The organism is Paenibacillus sp. V4I5 (assembly GCF_030817255.1).
Taxonomy (GTDB): Bacteria; Bacillota; Bacilli; order Paenibacillales; family NBRC-103111; genus Paenibacillus_E.
Map to the genome: position 1 here is coordinate 4,208,614 of NZ_JAUSZB010000002.1, position 19,418 is coordinate 4,228,031.

Below are 19,418 nucleotides of genomic sequence, written 5' to 3' on the forward strand. Positions count from 1 at the left end.
AATCCACCTCTGTTCCCCATAGACTCTGTAACATCTATATGGGACAGGGTGGACAAATATACCTTGCTTAAACTTGATATTCAGGGTCTCTTAGACCCTCAATAAGAACCTGGGCAACCTCAGGACGTGTGAACTCCGGAGGCGGGCATTGACCGTCTCTAAGCAATCCACGAACCTTAGTGCCGGAGAGGTGCATATGGTGGGACTTATCATGCGGACAAGTTTTGCTAGATGCCATATTGCCACATTTCGTACAGAAGAAGCTGTGCTCAAAGAATAACGGAGTAATCCCAATTTCTTCAGCCGTAAAATTACTGAAAATCTCTTGTGCTTCATACGTGCCGTAGTAATCGCCAACACCCGCGTGATCGCGTCCTACGATGAAATGAGTACATCCATAGTTTCTACGCACAATTGCGTGTAGAATCGCCTCACGAGGTCCTGCGTAACGCATAGCAGCTGGGTATACACCTAAGAAAGTACGATCCTTCGGAAAGTAGTTTTCAAGCAACACCAGATAACTCTTCATACGAACATCTGCAGAGATGTCATCGGATTTGGTCTCACCTACAAGAGGATTGAGGAAGAGTGCATCTACGATTTCCATTGCCGACTTTTGAATGTATTCGTGAGCACGGTGTACGGGATTACGTGTTTGGAAGCCAACCACTGTTTTCCAACCATTTTCCGCAAAAATGCGACGTGTTTCAGATGGATCAAAGTAAAATTCTTCAAACTTCTTAGGCTTTGGACGGTTAAGCAGCTGAATAGGTCCTCCGATATTCGTAGAAGAACGCGAGAACAGTTTATCTACACCAGGGTGAGCCATGTCATCTGTTTTAAAGATCTTAATTGCTTCATTTTTTTGATCAACTTTATAGATACTAGTCGCATCCAGTATAGCATATATCACATCATCATCTTCACCAACAAGTGCTACTTGCTCGTCGATAGTGATGGAAGCTGCAACTTCAGGGTCAATAGATAAGGTAACTGGAATGCTCCATACGATTCCATCAGTTAGGCGCATTGTCTCCACAACTGAAGTATAGTTTTTCTCGTCGAGGAATCCAACTAATGGTGAAAATGCACCTACCCCAATCAGATCCAGGTCAGAAATAGTCCAAGAATTGACACGTATTTGTTTCAATAATGCTGCACGTTTCAGAAGCTCTTCTCTTTGTTCTGCTGGAACCAAGCGGTTAATTAACTTCCCACCATGAGGTTTAATCGTTGTCATTACGGAGCACCTCCATAATATCTATTTCTAATTATTATTTATGAAGTCCGCATTCTGTTTTTTCAATACTAGCCCAACGACCCGCACGTGGGTCTTCACCTTCAGCTACAGGACGCGTACAATGTGTACAGCCGATACTCGGGAAGTTACGATCATGTAAAGGATTGTAGATAACATCATTTTCACGAATGTAATTCCACACATCTTCCGAAGTCCAACCAGCAAGAGGATTAAATTTGATCAATCCAAATTTCACGTCATATTCCACTTTTTTAGCATTTGCACGAGTAGGGGCTTGGTCGCGGCGAATTCCTGTGATCCAAGCATCATAATTTTTAAGGATATCCGTTAATGGATCAACTTTTCGAATGTTACAGCATTGGTTAGCATCGCTTTTCCATAGCTCATCGCCGAATTTATCAGCTTGTTCATCAAGTGTAAGCTTTGGCAATACCTGAACAAATTTAGTACCATAATGCTGTTCTAGGCGATCTCTTGTCTCATAGGTTTCAGCGAAATGAACGTTTGTATCCAAGTAAAAGATATCAACATTCGGATTAATTTTTTGCAGCATATCAACAAGCACAACATCTTCTGCACCAAAACTGCATGCAAGTGTTAAGCTTGAGAATGTGTCAACGGCAAGTTTCAAAATCGCTTCTGGTGATTGATTTTCGAATTCTTCAGCGGCTTTCGTTACAAAAGCTTCTTTTTCAAAGAGATTCATATTAAATACCTCCTAAAGTTTATAATCCCGACTGTTATTGTATGATTTATATTTAATTATAGCTGAGTTCTTCTTTGTGTCAATTACTTTTTATCATTTTGGTATTAACTTCGTTAAAATCCATATATTTTATTGGTCTAACTCTTGCAATGACACAAAAATAAAAAGCCTTTCCAGCAAAATGCAGGAAAGGCTTCTCTTGAGCGCCAAAGGCGCACAATCTTAACGTTTGGAGAATTGAGGAGCGCGACGAGCGGCTTTCAATCCATATTTTTTACGCTCTTTCATACGGGAATCACGTGTTAAGAAACCTGCTTTTTTCAGGGATCCACGGTATTCCGGATCAGCTTTCAGCAATGCACGGGAAATCCCGTGACGAATCGCTCCAGCTTGTCCGCTGATTCCACCACCATTTGCAAGAACTAGAACATCGTATTTACCGACAGTCTCAGTTAATGTCAAAGGTTGTTTAACGATCAGCTTCAAAGTTTCTAGACCGAAATACTCGTCTAGATCACGTTTATTGATAATGATGCGTCCTTCACCCGGTACTAAGCGCACGCGCGCTACCGAGTGTTTACGACGACCCGTTCCATAATATTGAACTTGTGCCACGAAACAGTCCTCCTTATATTATCCGCGAAGATTCCAGACTTCTGGTAGTTGTGCTTGATGTGGATGCTCTGCTCCACCGTAGACTTTAAGCTTAGTTTTCAAGCTGTCGCCAAGACGGTTCTTAGGAAGCATACCGTGTACGGCAAACTCGATCATGCGATCAGGTTTGCTGTTCAGCAAATCCTGAGCAGAAGTCACTTTTAAACCACCTTGGTATAAAGAGTGACGGTAGTACATTTTGTTTTGCATTTTCTTACCAGTTAGCTTAATTTGGGAAGCATTGATAACAACAACGAAATCGCCAGTATCTACGTGTGGAGTGAACTCCGGTTTGTGCTTACCGCGGATAATGCTAGCAACTTCACTTGCAAGACGGCCAAGTGTTTGGCCTGCAGCGTCAACAATGTACCATTTACGCTCTACTTCATTTGGCTTAGCCATATATGTGGTGCGCATGCTTAATCCTCCTAAAATATATCTTATTACATAATTATTATTGTTAATTTACATAAATGATGGATGGTTGACGGCCATTTGTGATCAGGGGCTGTGGGGTAGCCGATCACGAAACGCCAAGTTATATTTTACACGAAACATCGATAAGAAGCAAGTAGTGTTTTAAGCTTTTTAATAGTCGACTCTCCATAACGTTAAACCCATAGCTTCGGCCGTAGGACCTGCCTGAGATCGGTCTCTAGCTTCAAGAATTCGCTGCATATCGCTGCTAGGTCTCTTACCTTCTCCAATCTGAATCAGCGTTCCTGCGATGATCCTAACCATGTTATAAAGGAATCCATTACCCGTTACGATTAATCGGATTCGGGCAATTTTCCCCGTCGTAGACAACTCGTCAGCTTCCGTCTCCAGACGAACCTCGTAGAGGGTTCTCACCTTTACTTCCTTATCTGTTCTCACCGTACAAAACGAAGTAAAATCATGCTCACCTAGCAAGCAAGGGAGCGCCTCTCTCATGGCTTCCACATTCAAATGCGTAGGATGATGGTATTCATAGTTGCGGTGAAAGACATCAGGGAAGCGCGCCGAGCGAATTGAAAAGCAGTAAGTTTTGCGTTTCGCGGCTTTGCGAGAATGAAAGGAAGGAAGGACTTCTTCCACGGTATGAGCGACGATATCTCTGGGTAATCTAGCATTTAGAGCTAAACACCAACGTTCCACTGGAATCTTTGAATTCGTGCTAAAATTAATAACTTGTGCTTTCGCGTGTACACCGGCATCTGTACGCCCGGATGAGATGACTTTTACCTTCTCACCAGTCAACATGAAAACAGCCTGCTCTAAACGGTATTGAATCGTGTCAGCTTTCGGCTGAATCTGAAAACCTGAATAAGCGGTCCCATCATAACTTATGGTAAAGCGTAGATTTCTCAAGGCTTGTTCCTCCATGAGTCATCCTTCCTATCTAAGTGATTAGCCTTTAGCTAAATTCACTTCTAGAGAGCGTACTAAGACTGCAAAAAAAGGGCTTCACCAGAATCAGCGATTCCGTCCACCCTTTCCCAACCGTCTTTATGCGCGATCTACTAGCTCTAGGTAAACCATTGGTGCTGCGTCACCGCGGCGTGGTCCCAGTTTAAGGATACGAGTGTATCCACCTGGACGCTCGGAGTAACGAGTAGCCAAATCGGAGAACAGTTTTTGAATCGCATCTTGATTCTCGTCTGCAGCTTCTCTACGAACAAAAGCAGCAACCTGACGGCGTGCATGAAGATCTCCGCGCTTCGCAAGAGTGATTAACTTCTCAGCGATGGAACGAATTTCTTTTGCTTTTGCTTCTGTAGTTTGGATGCGTTCATGTATGAACAGATCTGTTACCAGATCACGGAATAATGCTTTACGATTACTGGAATCGCGGTTCAACTTTCTGTAGTTCATTGAATTAACCTCCTTCTGACAAGATTATTCCTCAGTACGTAGTCCCAAACCCAGCTCTTCGAGCTTCTCTTGAACTTCTTCAAGTGATTTGCGTCCTAAGTTCCGAACTTTCATCATGTCTTCTTCTGTTTTGGTAATCAGCTCTTGTACGGTGTTAATCCCTGCACGCTTGAGACAGTTGTAAGAACGAACAGATAGATCAAGTTCCTCAATAGTCATCTCCAGAACTTTCTCTTTCTTATCTTCTTCTTTCTCTACCATAATCTCTGCATCTTTCGCTTCATCCGTCAAACCGACGAACAAGTTCAGATGTTCTGTTAAGATTTTGGCACCCAAGCTCACTGCTTCTTCTGGTCGAATACTTCCATCGGTCCACACTTCGAGGGTCAACTTATCATAGTTAGTCACTTGGCCGACGCGAGTATTCTCAATCGCATAGTTTACTCGGGTAATAGGCGTGTAGATCGAATCAATTGGAATCACACCAATTGGTTGTTCTTCATGCTTATTTTTGTCCGATTGGACGTAACCGCGACCTCTGCCCGCATGAATCCTCATATGAAGACGCGCATCAGGAGATAAGGTAGCGATATGCAGATCCGGGTTAAGAATCTCCACATCACTATCACCACGAATATCTGCCGCAGTAATATTACCTTCCCCTTCTGCATCAATTTCAAGCACTTTCTCCTCATCGGAGTGAATTTTCAACGATAGGCCTTTCAAGTTGAGAATAATTTCCGTTACATCCTCAAGCACGCCAGGAATCGTTGAAAACTCATGTAAAACGCCATCGATTTGGACAGAGGTTACTGCTGCCCCCGGTAAAGAGGACAGTAAGATACGACGTAGTGAGTTACCTAAGGTTGTACCATAGCCACGCTCCAACGGCTCGATGATAAATCTACCATAAGCGCCATCTTCACTTAATGCTACGGTTTCTATTTTTGGCTTTTCGATTTCGATCATGAAATGTACCCTCCATTCAATACGTCGTTTCCCTCTGGATACTTCGCCTGAAAATTTCATAGTATTCCTATCCTTCAAACCATTATTCACGATTTTAGGATAATTATACTACAAAGTGATCCTGAATTATACGCGACGACGTTTTGGAGGACGGCAGCCATTATGAGGAACCGGAGTCACGTCTTTAATCAGGTTTACTTCAAGACCTGCTGCTTGCAAAGAACGAATTGCTGCTTCACGGCCAGCACCTGGACCTTTAACCATTACTTCAACAGTTTTCAAGCCATGCTCCATAGCTGCTTTAGCTGCTTTTTCAGCTGCCATTTGCGCCGCAAAAGGTGTGCTTTTACGGGAACCTTTGAATCCAAGGTTTCCTGAACTTGCCCAAGAAATTGCGTTACCATGCGGATCCGTGATCGTTACGATCGTGTTGTTAAATGTTGAACGGATGTGTGCTACACCGCTCTCAATATTTTTCCGGTCACGACGTTTCGTACGGACTACTTTTTTAGGTTTTGCCATTAGCTCTAACCCCCTTTATTATTTCTTCTTATTAGCTACCGTACGACGAGGACCTTTACGTGTACGAGCATTAGTTTTAGTACGTTGTCCACGAACAGGAAGACCACGGCGGTGACGAAGACCACGGTAGGATCCGATTTCGATTAGACGTTTGATGTTTAGAGAAATTTCGCGACGAAGGTCGCCTTCTACTTTAAGGGTTTTGTCAATTACATCACGGATCTTGCTCACTTCATCTTCAGTCAAGTCGCGAACGCGAGTACTAGCGTCGATACCTGTGGAAGCAATGATTTTCTGAGCAGTTGTAGTGCCGATACCGAAAATGTAAGTTAACGCGATTACAACTCGTTTGTCACGAGGTAAGTCAACTCCAGCTAAACGTGCCATCTACAGATTGCACCTCCTTTTAACCTTGTTTTTGTTTGTGCTTAGGATTTTCACAAATAACCATTACATTACCTTTACGGCGAATAACTTTGCATTTCTCGCAAATCGGTTTAACCGACGGTCTAACTTTCATTTTTAAGCCCTCCTTATCATCGTAAGCAACCATGTTGCGTTTTCTGTTAGAAAACTTGCTTCGTAAGCATACGCCTTGAGAGAGTAACTTACATGTAAGCCGAACATTTATTTGAAACGGTAGGTTATACGGCCTCTCGTTAAATCATAAGGCGATAATTCTACGGTAACCTTATCTCCAGGCAAAATGCGGATAAAATGCATTCTGATCTTACCGGATACATGGGCTAGGATTTTATGACCATTTTCCAATTCAACCTTAAACATTGCATTCGGAAGAGGTTCAATCACTGTACCTTCTACTTCAATTACATCTTCTTTGGCCACAGTCATTCTCCTTTCTCTATTGTGCTTCATCTTGCATAAGTTCAACGAATTTGGCAATTGCGAAGCGCAACTTTCCATTAGTAACACGACCTGTTTCCCTAATGCTTGACTCCACTTCACTGCTAATCGTTTCTTGTAACTGAAGATGATTCAGGTTCTTCTTCTTCGGTTGATCGAATTTGCGATTATCACCGTCGGCAAGCCAGACAAATCGATGATCGACAATTCCAATTACGACCGCATATTCTCCGGGATCTCGACCGCGAAGCACCTTTACGATTTGACCCACCTTTGGAATCTTGCTATCCATTCATCATCACCTACGATCTAGGCAAAGTTAATATTTCATAACCAGCTGCCGTAATTGCAATCGTATGTTCAAAATGAGCACATAGGGTACGATCCGCAGTGACAACAGTCCAATCGTCTTCGAGTGTTTGGACAAATCTTTCGCCAACGACCACCATCGGTTCAATGGCTAGGACCATGCCTGGTTTGAGACGAGGACCTTTATCAGGTACACCATAATTCGGAATTTGTGGTTCTTCGTGAAGATCCGTTCCGATACCGTGACCGACATACTCTATAACCACGGAGAAGCCTGCGTCTTCAATACAAGTTTGGATTGCATGCGACAACGTGTAGAGTCTAGCATCCGGTTTAGCTTCTGCTATGCCTCGATACAGTGATTGTTCTGTCACAGCTAACAAACGCCCAGCTGTTTCAGAAATTTCACCGACAGGATACGTCCAAGCAGAATCTCCATGATAACCTTTATACTGAGCACCAATATCTATACTGATAATATCGCCCTCAGTCAGCTTTCTTGGACCAGGAATACCATGAACTAATTCTTCGTTGACTGAAGCACAAATGCTTCCAGGAAAACCGTTGTAACCTTTAAAAGATGGAATCGCTCCCTGACTGCGAATGAATTCCTCTGCGATCTGATCAAGTTCTTTCGTTGTAATGTTCGGACGAATCGCCCTTGCCAATAAGCGGTGCGTTTCGGCTACGATACGACCAGCTTCTCGCATTAGGTCTAGTTCAACCTCGGACTTACAAATGATCATTACGCTAGACCTCGTAGCAGTGAGCTAATTTGTTCGGTTACCGCATGAATGTCTTGTTCCCCGTTAACCTCACGCAATAATTCCCTCTTTTGGTAGTAATCCAGCAGCGGAGCCGTTTTATTGATGTATTCATCCAAACGAGTTCCGACTTTCTCTTCCGTATCATCAGATCGTTGGTACAACTCACCCGAACATTTATCGCATACGCCTTCTTGCTTTGGTGGGTTGAAGATTACATGATACGTAGAACCACAGGATTTACAAATTCTTCGGCCAGTTAGTCTTGCAAGCAAGAAACTGCGATCAACGGAAAGATTGATAACTACTTCAATCTTCTTACCTAATGAATCTACGATTTCAGACAACGCATCTGCTTGAGCAACAGTTCTAGGGAACCCGTCAAGCAAAAACCCTTTATCGCAATCCGGTTGGGCAAGACGCTCTCTCACAATACCGTTCGTTATTTCATCAGGAACCAGAAGTCCCTTATCCACATAACCTTTGGCCTCAACACCAAGCGGTGTTCCTTGACTCATCGCCAAACGAAAAGCATCTCCAGTCGATATATGAGGAATTTGAAATTCGTTTACGATCTTTTCAGCTTGCGTACCTTTGCCTGCACCAGGAGGCCCCATAAAAATTACGTTCACACTTAAAACCTCCCATCGCACTCGGCATTACGAACAGCACAATAGGTGCCGATGTCGCAGATATTGCCCCATCAGAACCTATTAGCTATTTATTGATAAATCCTTTGTAATGACGCTTAATCAATTGGCTCTCGATCTGTTTCATCGTCTCAAGACCAACGCCTACTACGATAAGTAAAGATGTACCACCTATCTGAACCGAACTAGGCAAACCGGCAAGTCCTCCAAATAACATTGGAAGAATTGAGATCGCTGAGAGAAACAGTGCTCCAGAAAGAGTAATTCTAGTCATTACGCGAGTCAGATAAGTCGATGTTGTTTTACCGGGTCTAATACCAGGTATGTAGCCACCATTTTTCTTCATCTGGTCAGCCATTTGAACTGGATTAATTTGTACGAAGGTGTAAAAGTAAGTGAATCCAATAATCAGCAGTACGTATAGTACAATCGCTAGTGGTGCGGTTTGGTTCAAACTAAGATTAGTTATGATCCATTCTGCAACAACATTACCTCTCCAGTAACTAGCAATGGTAGGAGGGAACATCAATAACGAAAGTGCAAAGATTACAGGGATTACACCAGCTGCATTCACTTTAAGAGGAATGTGAGTGGTTTGCCCACCATACATTTTACGACCAACTACCCGTTTCGCATATTGTACAGGTATCTTACGAACACCTTGCTGTACGAATATGACCCCGGCAATAATCAGTATAACAACCAAAGCAATAATGATCAGTTTCACGATATTAAGGAACAAAACTCCTTCGGTCGCAAAAAGTGATTTGTAAATTTGTTGAATGGTTGTAGGAATCGCCGCGACGATACCTGCAAAGATGATAATGGAAATACCGTTTCCAATCCCATATTCCGTAATTTGCTCACCGAGCCACATCAAGAAAGCTGTACCAGCAGTCAGTACGAGAGCGATTAGAGCAAAGGTTGTGACACCTGGATCAATCACGAGTCCGCTATACAAACGGTTAAACCCAATGGAAAGACCAAAAGCTTGAATCACGCCTAGAATAATCGTACCGTAACGAGTAACTTGTGTCATTTTCTTTCGTCCGACATCGCCTTCTTTTGCCCATTGCGCAAAGCGTGGAATTACATCCATGGACAAAAGCTGAACAATGATAGAAGCCGTGATGTAAGGCATAATTCCCATCGCAAAGATGGAGAATTGGAAAAGCGCACCGCCAGAAAACGTGTTAAGCAAACCAAAGACATCACTCTGATTCGCTTGGTCTTGAAGTTTCAGAACATCCGTATTAATGTTAGGTACCGGAATAAAGGCACCTAAGCGGTAGACGATTAGCAAGATGAGCGTAAATAGAATTCTTCTGCGTAAATCTTCTACTTTGAAGATGTTGGCTATGGTATTGAACATTAAATCACCTCGGTTTGACCGCCGGCAGCTTGGATTTTCTCAATCGCTGATTGAGAGAACTTATTCGCTTTAACGGTTAATTTTACTGTGATTTCACCGTTTCCTAAAATCTTGATACCATCTTTAGGAGCTTTAACAATACCAGTCTCCATTAATACTTGTGGAGTAACTTCGGTACCAGCTGCGAAATTGTTCAAATCTTCAAGGTTTACGATTGCGTATTCCGTACGGAAACGATTCGTGAAACCACGTTTAGGTAAACGACGGTATAACGGGTTTTGTCCACCCTCGAATCCAGGACGAACGCCTCCACCAGAACGTGCGTTTTGACCTTTATGTCCGCGAGTTGATGTTTTACCCATGCCGCTACTTGTACCACGGCCAACACGTTTACGAGTGTGACGAGAACCAGTAGCAGAACTTAGCTCATGTAACTTCATCGTTGCACACCTCCTCTAGATCTTAATATCTTGCTACTATGCTTCGATTTCTTTAACTTCTACCAAATGGCTCACTTGATTAACCATGCCTCTGATCGCAGCATTATCTTGATGAAGAACAGTTTGGTGCATCTTGCGAAGACCAAGTGTTTTCACTGTAATGCGTTGTGTTTCAGGGCGGCCAATCAGGCTGCGTTTTAGGGTAATTTGTAATTGTTTCGCCATGTTTACCCCTCCTAACCTAATAGCTCTTGAACTGTTTTACCACGAAGCTTTGCAACTTCTTCCGCTTTTTTCAAGCGGCTTAAGCCTTCAAGCGTTGCGTTAACCATGTTCATGGAGTTCGATGAACCAAGGGATTTTGTCAAGATATCGCCGATACCAGCAAGTTCAAGTACTGCACGAACTGGTCCTCCAGCGATAACTCCTGTACCTTGGGAAGCTGGTTTTAACAGAACGCGTCCTGCACCAAACTTACCTGTTACAAGGTGAGGAATCGAAGTGCCTACGATAGGAACATGAATCAAGTTCTTTTTCGCATCTTCAATGCCTTTGCGGATTGCATCAGGAACTTCGGAAGCTTTACCGATTCCTGCGCCAACCCAGCCATTGCCATCGCCAACGACAACAAGTGCGCTGAAGCTGAAACGACGTCCGCCTTTTACTACTTTAGCTACGCGATTAATATTAACAACTTTTTCTGTTAGCTCTAAAGTATTAGGATCTACACGCAAGTCTTTTACCTCCTTATATATGTTTTTCCTAGAATTCAAGTCCAGCTTCACGAGCTGCGTCAGCTAATGCTTGAACACGTCCATGATAAAGGTAGCCACCGCGGTCAAATACCACTCTGTCTAAACCTTTTTCTTTCGCGCGTTGAGCGATTAATGCGCCAACTTTACGAGCAGCTTCAACGTTACCGCCATTACCAATTTCACTTTTCAGTTCTTTATCTTGAGTCGATGCAGCAACGATTGTAATACCCGTTGTATCATCGATAAGTTGAGCATACATGTGTTTGGAAGAGCGGAAAATGTTTAAGCGCGGACGAACAGTTGTACCTTCGATTTTCTTACGAACACGAAGATGTCTTTTCAAACGAGCTTTATTTTTATCGCTTTTAGTAATCATCTATACTTACACTCCTTTCATCATCTTATGATGCGAGGCTTATGCTTACGTAGCAAGTTTTCATTCGAAAACTCTTAGCTATTACCCGCGATCTAACGATCTTATTTCTTCTTACCAGCTTTACCTTCTTTACGAAGAATACGTTCGCCTTCATACTTGATACCTTTACCTTTATACGGCTCTGGCTCACGTACGGAACGAACTTTAGCTGCCATAGCGCCTACTAATTCTTTATCAATACCTTTAACGATGATTTTCGTGTTCGTAGGAACATCGAACTCAATGCCGTTTTCAGGAGTGATTTCAACTGGATGGGAGTACCCAACGTTGAGAACTAATTTGTCGCCGCTCTTGTTAGCACGGTAACCAACGCCAACTAGATCCAAAGATTTCGTGAAACCTTCCGTTACGCCACTTACCATGTTGGCAACAACACTACGTGTTGTACCATGCAGGGAACGGTGGAGTTTGTTATCGGAAGGACGCTCAACGGAAATCTCGTTTTCTAGAACATTTACTTTCATATCTTTATGAAGTTCACGGGACAAAGAACCTTTAGGGCCTTTAACCGTGATTTGAGTATTGTCTAGTGTTACATTTACACCACTTGGAATGGTGATTGGCTTACGACCAATACGAGACATGTTTGCACCTCCATTCAATTACAATTGTATTACCAAACGTAGCAGATAACCTCTCCGCCAGCTTTGGATTGACGAGCATCTTTATCCGTCATAACTCCTTTAGATGTGGAGATGATGGCAATCCCTAATCCGCCCAATACACGAGGGATTTCTTGTGATTTAGTGTAAACGCGTAGACCTGGTTTGGAAATTCTTTTCAAACCGGAGATAACACGCTCATTGTTTGAACCGTATTTCAGGAACAAACGAATGATACCTTGTTTGCTATCTTCAACGTACTCAGCATCACGGATAAATCCCTCTTTTTTAAGGATTTCAGCGATTTCCCTCTTCACTTTTGATGCAGGAATTTCAACTGTTTCATGACGTACGATATTCGCATTACGAATGCGAGTTAGCATATCTGCAATTGGATCTGACATGACCATTTTGTGTAAACCTCCTTCCCGAAAATAGGGTGATTACCAGCTTGCTTTTTTAACGCCTGGAATCTGACCTTTGTGTGCTAATTCGCGGAAACAAATCCGACAAATTTTGAACTTGCGAAGCACTGAATGCGGACGTCCGCAGCGCTCACAACGTGTGTATGCTTGCACTTTAAACTTCGGGGTACGTTGCTGTTTGACTTTCATCGAAGTTTTTGCCACTTAATATAACACCTCCTGATAGGTACGACTGGTAACCTATTTAACGAAAGGCGCTCCGAGTTGTGTTAAAAGCTCGCGAGCTTCCTCGTCGGACTTAGCCGTTGTAACGATAACAATATCCATACCACGAACTTTATCAACTTTATCATACTCAATTTCTGGGAAAATGAGTTGTTCTTTCAGACCAAGTGTGTAGTTTCCACGGCCGTCAAAAGCCTTGTTGGAAATACCACGGAAGTCACGTACACGTGGAAGTGATACGTTGAAAAGTTTATCCAAGAAATGATACATGCGCTCGCCGCGAAGAGTTACTTTCACGCCGATTGGCATATTTTCACGAAGTTTGAAACCCGCGATCGCTTTTTTGGATTTTGTTACAACTGGTTTTTGACCAGAGATCTTTTGAAGATCTTCTACTGCAGTGTCAAGTACTTTGGAGTTCGATACAGCCTCACCAACACCCATGTTGATAACGATTTTCTCGACTTTAGGAACTTGCATGACTGTTGAGTAGTTAAACTTTTGAATTAACGCTGGAGTTATTTCGTTCAAATAACGATCTTTCATTCTTACTGTCATGACTCATTTGCCTCCTTTCCATGCTTGTTTGTATTAATCGATAACTTCGCCGGATTTTTTCGCGATACGAACTTTCGTTCCGTTATCCAATACTTTGTATCCTACGCGAGTAGGTTTGCCGCTCTTAGGATCAATTAGCATCACGTTAGAAACGTGGATTGCAGCTTCTTGATTCAAGATACCGCCTTGTGGATTTTGTTGAGATGGTTTCGCATGTTTCTTAACCATGTTTACACCTTCTACTAGCACACGGTTTTGACGAGGATAAGCAGCGATAACGCGACCCTTCTTACCTTTGTCTTTACCAGTGATTACAAAAACCGTATCGTCTTTTTTCACGTGCAGTTTATTGTTATGAGATTCTAATCTCTTTTTTAATCTTGGCATTAGCTTCTACACCTCCTGAGGTTTCCCGTTAGGAAAACAAACATCGTAACTGTTCTTAGATAACTTCTGGAGCCAAGGATACGATCTTCATGAAGTCTCTGTCACGAAGTTCGCGTGCAACTGGTCCAAAGATACGTGTACCACGTGGACTTTTATCTTCTTTCACGATAACAGCCGCATTCTCATCGAATGAGATATATGATCCGTCTTTACGGCGAGCACCGCTCTTCGTACGAACGATAACTGCTTTAACAACGTCACCTTTTTTGACAACGCCACCTGGTGTTGCTTCTTTTACTGAACAGACGATCAAATCACCAATGTGACCAACGCGACGACCAGTACCACCCAAAACGCGGATACACATTAATTGTTTCGCACCTGAGTTGTCAGCGACAGCCAAACGAGTAAATGGTTGAATCATCGTATTCCCTCCTTTCGGGGTTCATGTCTCGATTATTAGATAACAACAGCAACTTCAATAATTTCAACCAATCTCCAGCTTTTATCTTTGGATAACGGTCTAGTTTCACTGATTTTTACAGTGTCACCAATTTTAGCTTGGTTGTTTTCATCATGAGCTTTAAACTTTTTCGTATATTTGATTCTCTTGTGATAGAGATCATGTTTTTTGTAAGTTTCAACAGCAACAACAATGGTTTTATCCATTTTATCACTGACAACTTTACCGACCTGCACTTTACGATCGTTGCGTTCAGCCATCTAAGGAACCCTCCCTTCTAGATTTGGTTACCCAATCCCCAATTCTCTTTCACGCAAAATAGTCTTGGCACGAGCGATCTCTTTACGCAAATCACGAATTTGAGTCGGGTTGTCCAATTGACCAGTAGCTAGTTGAAAACGGAGGTTAAAGAGTTCTTCTTTAAAACCATTAACTTTTTGCTCAATTTCAGCAGTGGTTAAGTTCCGGAATTCACTACCCTTCATTTGCTTCACCGCCTACTTCTTCTCTTTTCACGAATTTCGTTTTGATTGGAAGCTTGTGAGCAGCAAGACGCATCGCTTCACGAGCGACCTCTTCACTAACACCAGCAAGTTCAAACAAAATTTTACCCGGTTTTACTACAGCTACCCATTTCTCCACGTTACCTTTACCACTACCCATACGGACTTCAAGCGGTTTTTGTGTAACTGGTTTAGCTGGGAAGATTTTAATCCAAACTTTACCGCCACGTTTGATGTAACGTGTCATGGCAATACGTGCTGCTTCGATTTGACGGTTGGATACCCAAGCCGGTTCTACCGCTTGCAGACCATATTCGCCAAAAGCAACTTCCGTTCCGCCTTTAGCGCGACCTTTCATGTTACCGCGGTGTTCTTTACGGTGTTTTACACGTTTAGGTACTAACATGATTTAAATTCCTCCTTCCGGCTGAGCCTTTTTCTTAGCTGGCGGAAGCACTTCTCCACGATAAATCCATACTTTTACACCGATACGTCCATAAGTAGTGGCTGCTTCAGCAGTACCATAGTCGATATCCGCACGAAGCGTATGAAGTGGAACTGTTCCTTCGCTATATCCTTCCGTACGAGCAATCTCAGCACCGCCAAGACGTCCGCTAGTTGCTACTTTGATACCTTTAGCGCCGGATCTCATTGTTCTTTGCATAGCTTGTTTCATAGCACGACGGAATGAAACGCGACGTTCCAATTGAAGTGCAATAGCTTCAGCTACGAGAATTGCATCAAGATCTGGGCTTTTGATTTCAGAAATATTAATGTGAACTTTTTTATTGGACATAGCAGCGATGTAGTTGCGAATGACTTCAACTTCAGCTCCGCCTTTACCAATAACCATTCCTGGTTTTGCAGTTTGAATCGTAACGTTCACACGGTTAGCCGCGCGCTCGATTTCGATGTGGGAAACTGCAGCATCTTTAAGTTTATTTTTTAAGTATTCGCGGATTTTGACGTCTTCAAGCAACAGAGTTCCGAAATCTTTCTCTGCGAACCATTTGGACTCCCAATCACGAATAATACCAATTCTAAAGCCTACCGGGTTTACCTTCTGACCCACACGTTACCCCTCCTTATTTTTCAGATACCACGATTGTAATGTGGCTGGTACGTTTTTTGATCGCGCTAGCGCGGCCCATTGCACGTTGTTGGAATCTTTTCATTGTAGGTCCTTGGTTAAACAAACGTCTCAGAAACCACAAGTTTATTAGGATCTAATGAATAGTTATGCTCTGCATTGGCAATTGCGGAATTCAGTAGTTTCTCCAGAATTGGAGAAGCTGCTTTAGGCGTGTGACGCAGAATCGCAATCGCTTCACCTACCGCTTTTCCCCGAATCAAGTCAACAACTAGCTTTGCTTTACGAGGAGCAATCCGAGCGTGGTTCAATATTGCTTTTGCTTGCATGGTAGTACCTCCTCTCGGTTAAAAATGAAATTAACGTTTTCCGGTTTTCTTATCGTCATCGTGACCTTTGTAAGTACGAGTTGGTGCAAATTCACCAAGCTTGTGTCCAACCATATCTTCGGTTACATACACAGGCACGTGTTTTCTTCCATCATATACTCCGAAAGTGTGACCAACGAATTGCGGGTAAATCGTAGAACGACGGGACCACGTTTTGATAACCAGTTTTTTGCTGGAAGTGTTCAAGTCTTCTACTTTTTTCAGTAAGTATCCATCAATAAATGGACCCTTCTTTAAGCTGCGACCCATGGGTGTTCCTCCCTTCCTTGAACCTCAAGAAAATTCATATATCCTAGATTACTTCGTACGGCGACGTACAATGTATTTATCGGATGCTTTACCTTTTTTACGAGTTTTGAAACCAAGCGTCGGTTTACCCCATGGTGACATAGGTGATTTACGTCCGATTGGTGCACGTCCTTCACCACCACCGTGTGGGTGATCATTCGGGTTCATTACGACCCCACGAACCTGTGGACGATTGCCTTTCCAACGATTACGTCCTGCTTTACCGATTTTCACGAGCTCGTGATCTTCGTTACCTACAGAACCGATTGTTGCGCGGCAAACTTTAAGGACTTTACGAACTTCACCGGATGAAAGACGAATAGTTACGTAAGTTTCTTCTTTACCAAGAAGTTGAGCTTCTGTACCGGCAGCGCGCACTAGTTGTGCACCTTTACCAGGCTTCAACTCGATGTTGTGGATAACTGTACCAACTGGAATGTTTTCCAATGGAAGAGCGTTACCCACTTTGATATCTGCTTGTGGTCCAGAAACGATACGATCGTCCACTTTAAGACCTTTAGGAGCGATGATGTATTTTTTCTCGCCATCAGCATAATGAATCAATGCGATGTTTGCGGAACGGTTAGGATCGTACTCAACTGTAGCAACGCGTCCTGGTATTCCATCTTTAGTACGTTTGAAATCGATGATACGGTATTTACGCTTGTGTCCACCACCATGGTGACGAACCGTAATTTTACCTTGGTTGTTACGACCAGCATGCTTGAACAGAGGAGCAAGCAATGATTTCTCCGGTGTTGATGTTGTGATTTCTTCAAAAGTAGAAACCGACATCGCACGTCGAGCTGGTGAGGTTGGTTTGTATTTTTTAATTGGCACTCTGATTTCCTCCTTACTTCAAGAAATGGGTTATACCGATTCAAAGAATTCCAATTCTTTGCTTTCTGCGCTTAGGGACACGATAGCTTTCTTCCAGATGGAAGTGTAACCGGAGTGTTTGCCATAACGTTTAGGCTTAGCTGGCATTCTCAATGTGTTTACATTTGTAACTTTTACTTTGAAGATAGCTTCAATAGCTTGTTTAATTTCTGTTTTGTTAGCGCGAAGATCCACTTCGAAAACATACTTTTTGTTAGCCATTAGGTCGCTTGTACGCTCAGTGATGATCGGGCGCTTGATAATGTCGCGTGGATTTTTCATTGTGCAAGCACCTCCTCAACTTTCTGTACAGCTTCTTGTGTAAGGATCAATTTGTCATACAACATGACATCAAGAACATTAACTCCATCAGCAGCAACAAATTTCACACCTGGGATATTACGAGCAGATAAAGCAACATTGGAGTCGTTAGCAACGCCTACAACTAATACTTTACGATCTACTTTCAGGTTGTTCAAAATAGCTACGAAGTCTTTCGTTTTTGGAGCGTTCATTTGAAGCTGATCCAATACGATCAAGTTGTTATCGATAAGTTTCGAGGACAAAGCGGATTTGATCGCTAAGCGACGAACTTTTCTAGGCAATTTGAAACCATAGCTACGAGGTGTCGGTCCGAATACGGTACCGCCGCCTTTCCACTGTGGAGCACGAATACTACCTTGACGCGCACGACCTGTACCCTTTTGTTTCCAAGGTTTACGACCACCGCCGCGAACTTCCGAACGACCTTTTGTTTTGTGTGTTCCTTGACGCACAGCTGCTTGTTGCAAAAGAACAGCTTCGTGGATCGCATGAACGTGAGGCTCAATTCCGAAAACAACGTCAGACAGTTCAACTTCTCCTACCTGAGCACCTGTTACATTATATAAAGCTACTTTTGGCATCTGTCTTCCTCCTTTCTTACTTTTTCACAGCAGACTTCACGCTAACGTAGCTGTTTCTAGGACCCGGAATGGAACCTTTAACTAGCAACACGTTACGCTCAGCATCTACTTTAATGATTTGCAGGTTTTGCAAAGTTACTGTTTCGTTACCCATGTGCCCTGGCAATTTCTTACCTTTAGGAACGCGGTTTGCTTGAATGGAACCCATGGAACCTGGTCCGCGGTGATAACGTGATCCGTGAGCCATAGGGCCTGTGGATTGGTTATGTCTTTTGATGTTACCTTGGAAACCTTTACCTTTGGAAGTACCCGTTACATCAACGAATTCGCCCTCTGTAAACAGATCTGCTTTCAGTTCTTGACCAACTTCATAGTCACCCAACTGAATGCCACGAATTTCTTTAACGTAGCGCTTAGGCGTTGCCCCTGCTTTTTTCGCATGGCCAAGCTCTGGTTTAATGATTCTGCTAGCTTTAACATCATCAAAACCGATTTGGATCGACTCATATCCGTCGTTATCCACATCTTTCTTTTGCAGTACCACACATGGTCCCGCTTGAATGACAGTTACCGGAACTACATTACCCTCCGGAGTAAACAACTGTGTCATCCCAAGTTTTTTTCCTAAGATACCTTTCATCGTTGACACCTCATTTCCTTCCTAAACGTTCATTCTATAGTTGTTTTACAGTTTGATCTCAATATCAACGCCAGACGGTAAGTCTAAACGCATTAGAGCATCAACTGTTTGTGGTGTTGGATTCACAATATCGATAAGACGCTTATGCGTACGCATTTCGAATTGCTCACGCGAATCCTTGTACTTGTGCACCGCACGAAGAATCGTGATGATTTGCTTCTCTGTCGGAAGCGGAATCGGACCGGATACACCTGCACCGGAACGCTTGGCAGTTTCCACGATTTTCTCAGCTGATTGATCAATAATTCTGTGATCATAAGCTTTCAAACGGATACGAATTTTTTGCTTTGCCATGATAAGTCCCTCCTTCTATCGCCCAATTTATTATCGGACATACTCCGCGAAAATTCTCCAACAACCATCCCCATGGCAAAGGGGCCAGGTGTGTCGGCAACCTTTCGCATCATCGCAACGTCACAGACCAACGTTTTATATTATATAAAATTTG

35 protein-coding genes and 1 pseudogene are annotated in these 19,418 nt (G+C 43.0%); all 36 read right to left on the minus strand.

From position 1 onward, the window contains the following. Positions 1-67: 67 nt before the first annotated feature. Positions 68-1,240, minus strand: coding sequence for a sulfate adenylyltransferase (gene sat / locus QFZ78_RS21040; protein ID WP_307550494.1), 1,173 nt, complete (start codon positions 1,238-1,240; stop codon positions 68-70). Positions 1,241-1,274: 34 nt separating this feature from the next. Continuing rightward, the gene (locus QFZ78_RS21045) at positions 1,275-1,967 is read right to left on the minus strand and encodes a phosphoadenylyl-sulfate reductase (protein WP_307550496.1); all 693 of its coding nucleotides are present in this window, start codon (positions 1,965-1,967) and stop codon (positions 1,275-1,277) included. Positions 1,968-2,189: 222 nt separating this feature from the next. After that, a complete protein-coding gene (rpsI, locus tag QFZ78_RS21050; protein WP_029196439.1) occupies positions 2,190-2,582 on the minus strand; it encodes a 30S ribosomal protein S9 in 393 nt (130 codons plus the stop codon). Between the two features lie 18 nt (positions 2,583-2,600). After that, entirely contained in the window at positions 2,601-3,038 is a 438-nt protein-coding gene (rplM, locus tag QFZ78_RS21055; RefSeq protein WP_029196440.1) for a 50S ribosomal protein L13, read from the minus strand. Positions 3,039-3,209: 171 nt separating this feature from the next. Then, the gene (gene truA / locus QFZ78_RS21060) at positions 3,210-3,971 is read right to left on the minus strand and encodes a tRNA pseudouridine(38-40) synthase TruA (RefSeq protein WP_307550499.1); all 762 of its coding nucleotides are present in this window, start codon (positions 3,969-3,971) and stop codon (positions 3,210-3,212) included. Positions 3,972-4,109: 138 nt separating this feature from the next. Continuing rightward, positions 4,110-4,475 (minus strand): 50S ribosomal protein L17, encoded by a 366-nt coding sequence (rplQ, locus tag QFZ78_RS21065; RefSeq protein WP_029196442.1) that lies wholly within the window; start codon positions 4,473-4,475, stop codon positions 4,110-4,112. Between the two features lie 24 nt (positions 4,476-4,499). Then, complete coding sequence (locus tag QFZ78_RS21070; RefSeq protein WP_028557469.1) at positions 4,500-5,444, minus strand: DNA-directed RNA polymerase subunit alpha; 945 nt, start codon at positions 5,442-5,444, stop codon at positions 4,500-4,502. Positions 5,445-5,570: 126 nt separating this feature from the next. Next, on the minus strand, positions 5,571-5,966 hold the full coding sequence (rpsK, locus tag QFZ78_RS21075; RefSeq protein ID WP_028557470.1) for a 30S ribosomal protein S11: 396 nt from the start codon (positions 5,964-5,966) through the stop codon (positions 5,571-5,573). Between the two features lie 18 nt (positions 5,967-5,984). Next, the gene (gene rpsM / locus QFZ78_RS21080; protein ID WP_028557471.1) at positions 5,985-6,353 is read right to left on the minus strand and encodes a 30S ribosomal protein S13; all 369 of its coding nucleotides are present in this window, start codon (positions 6,351-6,353) and stop codon (positions 5,985-5,987) included. Positions 6,354-6,372: 19 nt separating this feature from the next. Then, positions 6,373-6,486, minus strand: a complete 114-nt coding sequence (rpmJ, locus tag QFZ78_RS21085) for a 50S ribosomal protein L36 (protein ID WP_003333770.1) — start codon at positions 6,484-6,486, stop codon at positions 6,373-6,375. Between the two features lie 107 nt (positions 6,487-6,593). Beyond that, complete coding sequence (gene infA / locus QFZ78_RS21090; RefSeq protein ID WP_009676800.1) at positions 6,594-6,812, minus strand: translation initiation factor IF-1; 219 nt, start codon at positions 6,810-6,812, stop codon at positions 6,594-6,596. 16 nt (positions 6,813-6,828) lie between these two features. Continuing rightward, on the minus strand, positions 6,829-7,122 hold the full coding sequence (locus QFZ78_RS21095) for a KOW domain-containing RNA-binding protein (protein WP_307550500.1): 294 nt from the start codon (positions 7,120-7,122) through the stop codon (positions 6,829-6,831). A 10-nt stretch (positions 7,123-7,132) separates the two neighbouring features. After that, positions 7,133-7,885 carry a type I methionyl aminopeptidase gene (map, locus tag QFZ78_RS21100; RefSeq protein WP_047683173.1) on the minus strand — a complete coding sequence of 251 codons (753 nt, stop codon included), beginning with the start codon at positions 7,883-7,885 and terminating at the stop codon, positions 7,133-7,135. Continuing rightward, on the minus strand, positions 7,885-8,535 hold the full coding sequence (locus QFZ78_RS21105) for an adenylate kinase (protein ID WP_029196447.1): 651 nt from the start codon (positions 8,533-8,535) through the stop codon (positions 7,885-7,887). Before QFZ78_RS21105 ends, map begins: the two co-directional genes overlap by 1 nt. An 85-nt stretch (positions 8,536-8,620) precedes the next feature. Then, entirely contained in the window at positions 8,621-9,925 is a 1,305-nt protein-coding gene (gene secY, locus QFZ78_RS21110) for a preprotein translocase subunit SecY (RefSeq protein WP_307550502.1), read from the minus strand. Further along, on the minus strand, positions 9,925-10,365 hold the full coding sequence (rplO, locus tag QFZ78_RS21115) for a 50S ribosomal protein L15 (RefSeq protein ID WP_029196449.1): 441 nt from the start codon (positions 10,363-10,365) through the stop codon (positions 9,925-9,927). Before rplO ends, secY begins: the two co-directional genes overlap by 1 nt. 36 nt (positions 10,366-10,401) lie before the next feature. Next, a complete protein-coding gene (rpmD, locus tag QFZ78_RS21120) occupies positions 10,402-10,590 on the minus strand; it encodes a 50S ribosomal protein L30 (RefSeq protein ID WP_307437864.1) in 189 nt (62 codons plus the stop codon). 11 nt (positions 10,591-10,601) lie between these two features. Further along, the gene (gene rpsE, locus QFZ78_RS21125) at positions 10,602-11,099 is read right to left on the minus strand and encodes a 30S ribosomal protein S5 (RefSeq protein WP_029196451.1); all 498 of its coding nucleotides are present in this window, start codon (positions 11,097-11,099) and stop codon (positions 10,602-10,604) included. Positions 11,100-11,127: 28 nt separating this feature from the next. Continuing rightward, positions 11,128-11,496 carry a 50S ribosomal protein L18 gene (gene rplR, locus QFZ78_RS21130; RefSeq protein ID WP_307550503.1) on the minus strand — a complete coding sequence of 123 codons (369 nt, stop codon included), beginning with the start codon at positions 11,494-11,496 and terminating at the stop codon, positions 11,128-11,130. 101 nt (positions 11,497-11,597) lie between these two features. Beyond that, positions 11,598-12,140 carry a 50S ribosomal protein L6 gene (gene rplF, locus QFZ78_RS21135; protein WP_047683181.1) on the minus strand — a complete coding sequence of 181 codons (543 nt, stop codon included), beginning with the start codon at positions 12,138-12,140 and terminating at the stop codon, positions 11,598-11,600. 29 nt (positions 12,141-12,169) lie between these two features. Then, positions 12,170-12,568 carry a 30S ribosomal protein S8 gene (gene rpsH / locus QFZ78_RS21140; protein WP_029196454.1) on the minus strand — a complete coding sequence of 133 codons (399 nt, stop codon included), beginning with the start codon at positions 12,566-12,568 and terminating at the stop codon, positions 12,170-12,172. Between the two features lie 33 nt (positions 12,569-12,601). Continuing rightward, positions 12,602-12,787 carry a type Z 30S ribosomal protein S14 gene (locus QFZ78_RS21145; protein WP_029196455.1) on the minus strand — a complete coding sequence of 62 codons (186 nt, stop codon included), beginning with the start codon at positions 12,785-12,787 and terminating at the stop codon, positions 12,602-12,604. Between the two features lie 36 nt (positions 12,788-12,823). Further along, positions 12,824-13,366, minus strand: a complete 543-nt coding sequence (gene rplE / locus QFZ78_RS21150; protein ID WP_307550505.1) for a 50S ribosomal protein L5 — start codon at positions 13,364-13,366, stop codon at positions 12,824-12,826. A 33-nt stretch (positions 13,367-13,399) separates the two neighbouring features. Then, positions 13,400-13,753, minus strand: coding sequence for a 50S ribosomal protein L24 (gene rplX / locus QFZ78_RS21155; RefSeq protein ID WP_079418006.1), 354 nt, complete (start codon positions 13,751-13,753; stop codon positions 13,400-13,402). Between the two features lie 55 nt (positions 13,754-13,808). Beyond that, positions 13,809-14,177: a 50S ribosomal protein L14 gene (gene rplN / locus QFZ78_RS21160; protein WP_028557485.1), complete on the minus strand. Its 369-nt coding sequence runs from the start codon at positions 14,175-14,177 to the stop codon at positions 13,809-13,811. A gap of 35 nt (positions 14,178-14,212) precedes the next feature. Continuing rightward, positions 14,213-14,476 (minus strand): 30S ribosomal protein S17, encoded by a 264-nt coding sequence (gene rpsQ / locus QFZ78_RS21165; protein WP_090826701.1) that lies wholly within the window; start codon positions 14,474-14,476, stop codon positions 14,213-14,215. A 27-nt stretch (positions 14,477-14,503) separates the two neighbouring features. Next, entirely contained in the window at positions 14,504-14,701 is a 198-nt protein-coding gene (gene rpmC, locus QFZ78_RS21170; RefSeq protein WP_028557487.1) for a 50S ribosomal protein L29, read from the minus strand. Next, entirely contained in the window at positions 14,691-15,125 is a 435-nt protein-coding gene (gene rplP / locus QFZ78_RS21175; protein ID WP_029196459.1) for a 50S ribosomal protein L16, read from the minus strand. Before rplP ends, rpmC begins: the two co-directional genes overlap by 11 nt. 3 nt (positions 15,126-15,128) lie before the next feature. Then, a complete protein-coding gene (rpsC, locus tag QFZ78_RS21180) occupies positions 15,129-15,791 on the minus strand; it encodes a 30S ribosomal protein S3 (protein ID WP_307550507.1) in 663 nt (220 codons plus the stop codon). A gap of 13 nt (positions 15,792-15,804) precedes the next feature. After that, positions 15,805-16,138, minus strand: a pseudogene (gene rplV / locus QFZ78_RS21185) (50S ribosomal protein L22). Between the two features lie 30 nt (positions 16,139-16,168). Next, positions 16,169-16,447, minus strand: coding sequence for a 30S ribosomal protein S19 (rpsS, locus tag QFZ78_RS21190; RefSeq protein WP_029196461.1), 279 nt, complete (start codon positions 16,445-16,447; stop codon positions 16,169-16,171). A 48-nt stretch (positions 16,448-16,495) separates the two neighbouring features. Then, positions 16,496-17,326, minus strand: coding sequence for a 50S ribosomal protein L2 (rplB, locus tag QFZ78_RS21195; RefSeq protein ID WP_028557492.1), 831 nt, complete (start codon positions 17,324-17,326; stop codon positions 16,496-16,498). 30 nt (positions 17,327-17,356) lie between these two features. Then, positions 17,357-17,647, minus strand: coding sequence for a 50S ribosomal protein L23 (rplW, locus tag QFZ78_RS21200; RefSeq protein ID WP_028557493.1), 291 nt, complete (start codon positions 17,645-17,647; stop codon positions 17,357-17,359). After that, positions 17,644-18,270, minus strand: coding sequence for a 50S ribosomal protein L4 (gene rplD, locus QFZ78_RS21205; protein ID WP_307550508.1), 627 nt, complete (start codon positions 18,268-18,270; stop codon positions 17,644-17,646). Before rplD ends, rplW begins: the two co-directional genes overlap by 4 nt. 16 nt (positions 18,271-18,286) lie before the next feature. After that, on the minus strand, positions 18,287-18,910 hold the full coding sequence (rplC, locus tag QFZ78_RS21210) for a 50S ribosomal protein L3 (RefSeq protein WP_028557495.1): 624 nt from the start codon (positions 18,908-18,910) through the stop codon (positions 18,287-18,289). Between the two features lie 45 nt (positions 18,911-18,955). Next, positions 18,956-19,264 carry a 30S ribosomal protein S10 gene (gene rpsJ, locus QFZ78_RS21215; RefSeq protein ID WP_028557496.1) on the minus strand — a complete coding sequence of 103 codons (309 nt, stop codon included), beginning with the start codon at positions 19,262-19,264 and terminating at the stop codon, positions 18,956-18,958. Positions 19,265-19,418 lie beyond the last annotated feature (154 nt).

Excerpts from the sequence above, each read along its gene's own strand:
- rpsK (WP_028557470.1), bottom strand. The coding sequence starts at position 5,966 with ATGGCAAAACCTAAAAAAGTAGTCCGTACGAAACGTCGTGACCGGAAA.
- rplR (WP_307550503.1), bottom strand. The coding sequence starts at position 11,496 with ATGATTACTAAAAGCGATAAAAATAAAGCTCGTTTGAAAAGACATCTT.
- map (WP_047683173.1), bottom strand. The coding sequence starts at position 7,885 with ATGATCATTTGTAAGTCCGAGGTTGAACTAGACCTAATGCGAGAAGCT.
- rpmD (WP_307437864.1), bottom strand. The coding sequence starts at position 10,590 with ATGGCGAAACAATTACAAATTACCCTAAAACGCAGCCTGATTGGCCGC.
- rpsQ (WP_090826701.1), bottom strand. The coding sequence starts at position 14,476 with ATGGCTGAACGCAACGATCGTAAAGTGCAGGTCGGTAAAGTTGTCAGT.
- rplW (WP_028557493.1), bottom strand. The coding sequence starts at position 17,647 with ATGAAAAATCCACGCGACATTATCAAGCGCCCGATCATCACTGAGCGT.
- rplM (WP_029196440.1), bottom strand. The coding sequence starts at position 3,038 with ATGCGCACCACATATATGGCTAAGCCAAATGAAGTAGAGCGTAAATGG.
- rplP (WP_029196459.1), bottom strand. The coding sequence starts at position 15,125 with ATGTTAGTACCTAAACGTGTAAAACACCGTAAAGAACACCGCGGTAAC.
- rpsS (WP_029196461.1), bottom strand. The coding sequence starts at position 16,447 with ATGGGTCGCAGCTTAAAGAAGGGTCCATTTATTGATGGATACTTACTG.
- sat (WP_307550494.1), bottom strand. The coding sequence starts at position 1,240 with ATGACAACGATTAAACCTCATGGTGGGAAGTTAATTAACCGCTTGGTT.
- QFZ78_RS21095 (WP_307550500.1), bottom strand. The coding sequence starts at position 7,122 with ATGGATAGCAAGATTCCAAAGGTGGGTCAAATCGTAAAGGTGCTTCGC.
- QFZ78_RS21045 (WP_307550496.1), bottom strand. The coding sequence starts at position 1,967 with ATGAATCTCTTTGAAAAAGAAGCTTTTGTAACGAAAGCCGCTGAAGAA.
- rplQ (WP_029196442.1), bottom strand. The coding sequence starts at position 4,475 with ATGAACTACAGAAAGTTGAACCGCGATTCCAGTAATCGTAAAGCATTA.
- rpsJ (WP_028557496.1), bottom strand. The coding sequence starts at position 19,264 with ATGGCAAAGCAAAAAATTCGTATCCGTTTGAAAGCTTATGATCACAGA.
- rpsM (WP_028557471.1), bottom strand. The coding sequence starts at position 6,353 with ATGGCACGTTTAGCTGGAGTTGACTTACCTCGTGACAAACGAGTTGTA.
- rplX (WP_079418006.1), bottom strand. The coding sequence starts at position 13,753 with ATGCCAAGATTAAAAAAGAGATTAGAATCTCATAACAATAAACTGCAC.
- rplO (WP_029196449.1), bottom strand. The coding sequence starts at position 10,365 with ATGAAGTTACATGAGCTAAGTTCTGCTACTGGTTCTCGTCACACTCGT.
- rplN (WP_028557485.1), bottom strand. The coding sequence starts at position 14,177 with ATGATTCAACCATTTACTCGTTTGGCTGTCGCTGACAACTCAGGTGCG.
- rpmC (WP_028557487.1), bottom strand. The coding sequence starts at position 14,701 with ATGAAGGGTAGTGAATTCCGGAACTTAACCACTGCTGAAATTGAGCAA.
- rpsH (WP_029196454.1), bottom strand. The coding sequence starts at position 12,568 with ATGGTCATGTCAGATCCAATTGCAGATATGCTAACTCGCATTCGTAAT.
- QFZ78_RS21070 (WP_028557469.1), bottom strand. The coding sequence starts at position 5,444 with ATGATCGAAATCGAAAAGCCAAAAATAGAAACCGTAGCATTAAGTGAA.
- rplC (WP_028557495.1), bottom strand. The coding sequence starts at position 18,910 with ATGAAAGGTATCTTAGGAAAAAAACTTGGGATGACACAGTTGTTTACT.
- rpmJ (WP_003333770.1), bottom strand. The coding sequence starts at position 6,486 with ATGAAAGTTAGACCGTCGGTTAAACCGATTTGCGAGAAATGCAAAGTT.
- secY (WP_307550502.1), bottom strand. The coding sequence starts at position 9,925 with ATGTTCAATACCATAGCCAACATCTTCAAAGTAGAAGATTTACGCAGA.
- rplF (WP_047683181.1), bottom strand. The coding sequence starts at position 12,140 with ATGTCTCGTATTGGTCGTAAGCCAATCACCATTCCAAGTGGTGTAAAT.
- rplE (WP_307550505.1), bottom strand. The coding sequence starts at position 13,366 with ATGACAGTAAGAATGAAAGATCGTTATTTGAACGAAATAACTCCAGCG.
- rplD (WP_307550508.1), bottom strand. The coding sequence starts at position 18,270 with ATGCCAAAAGTAGCTTTATATAATGTAACAGGTGCTCAGGTAGGAGAA.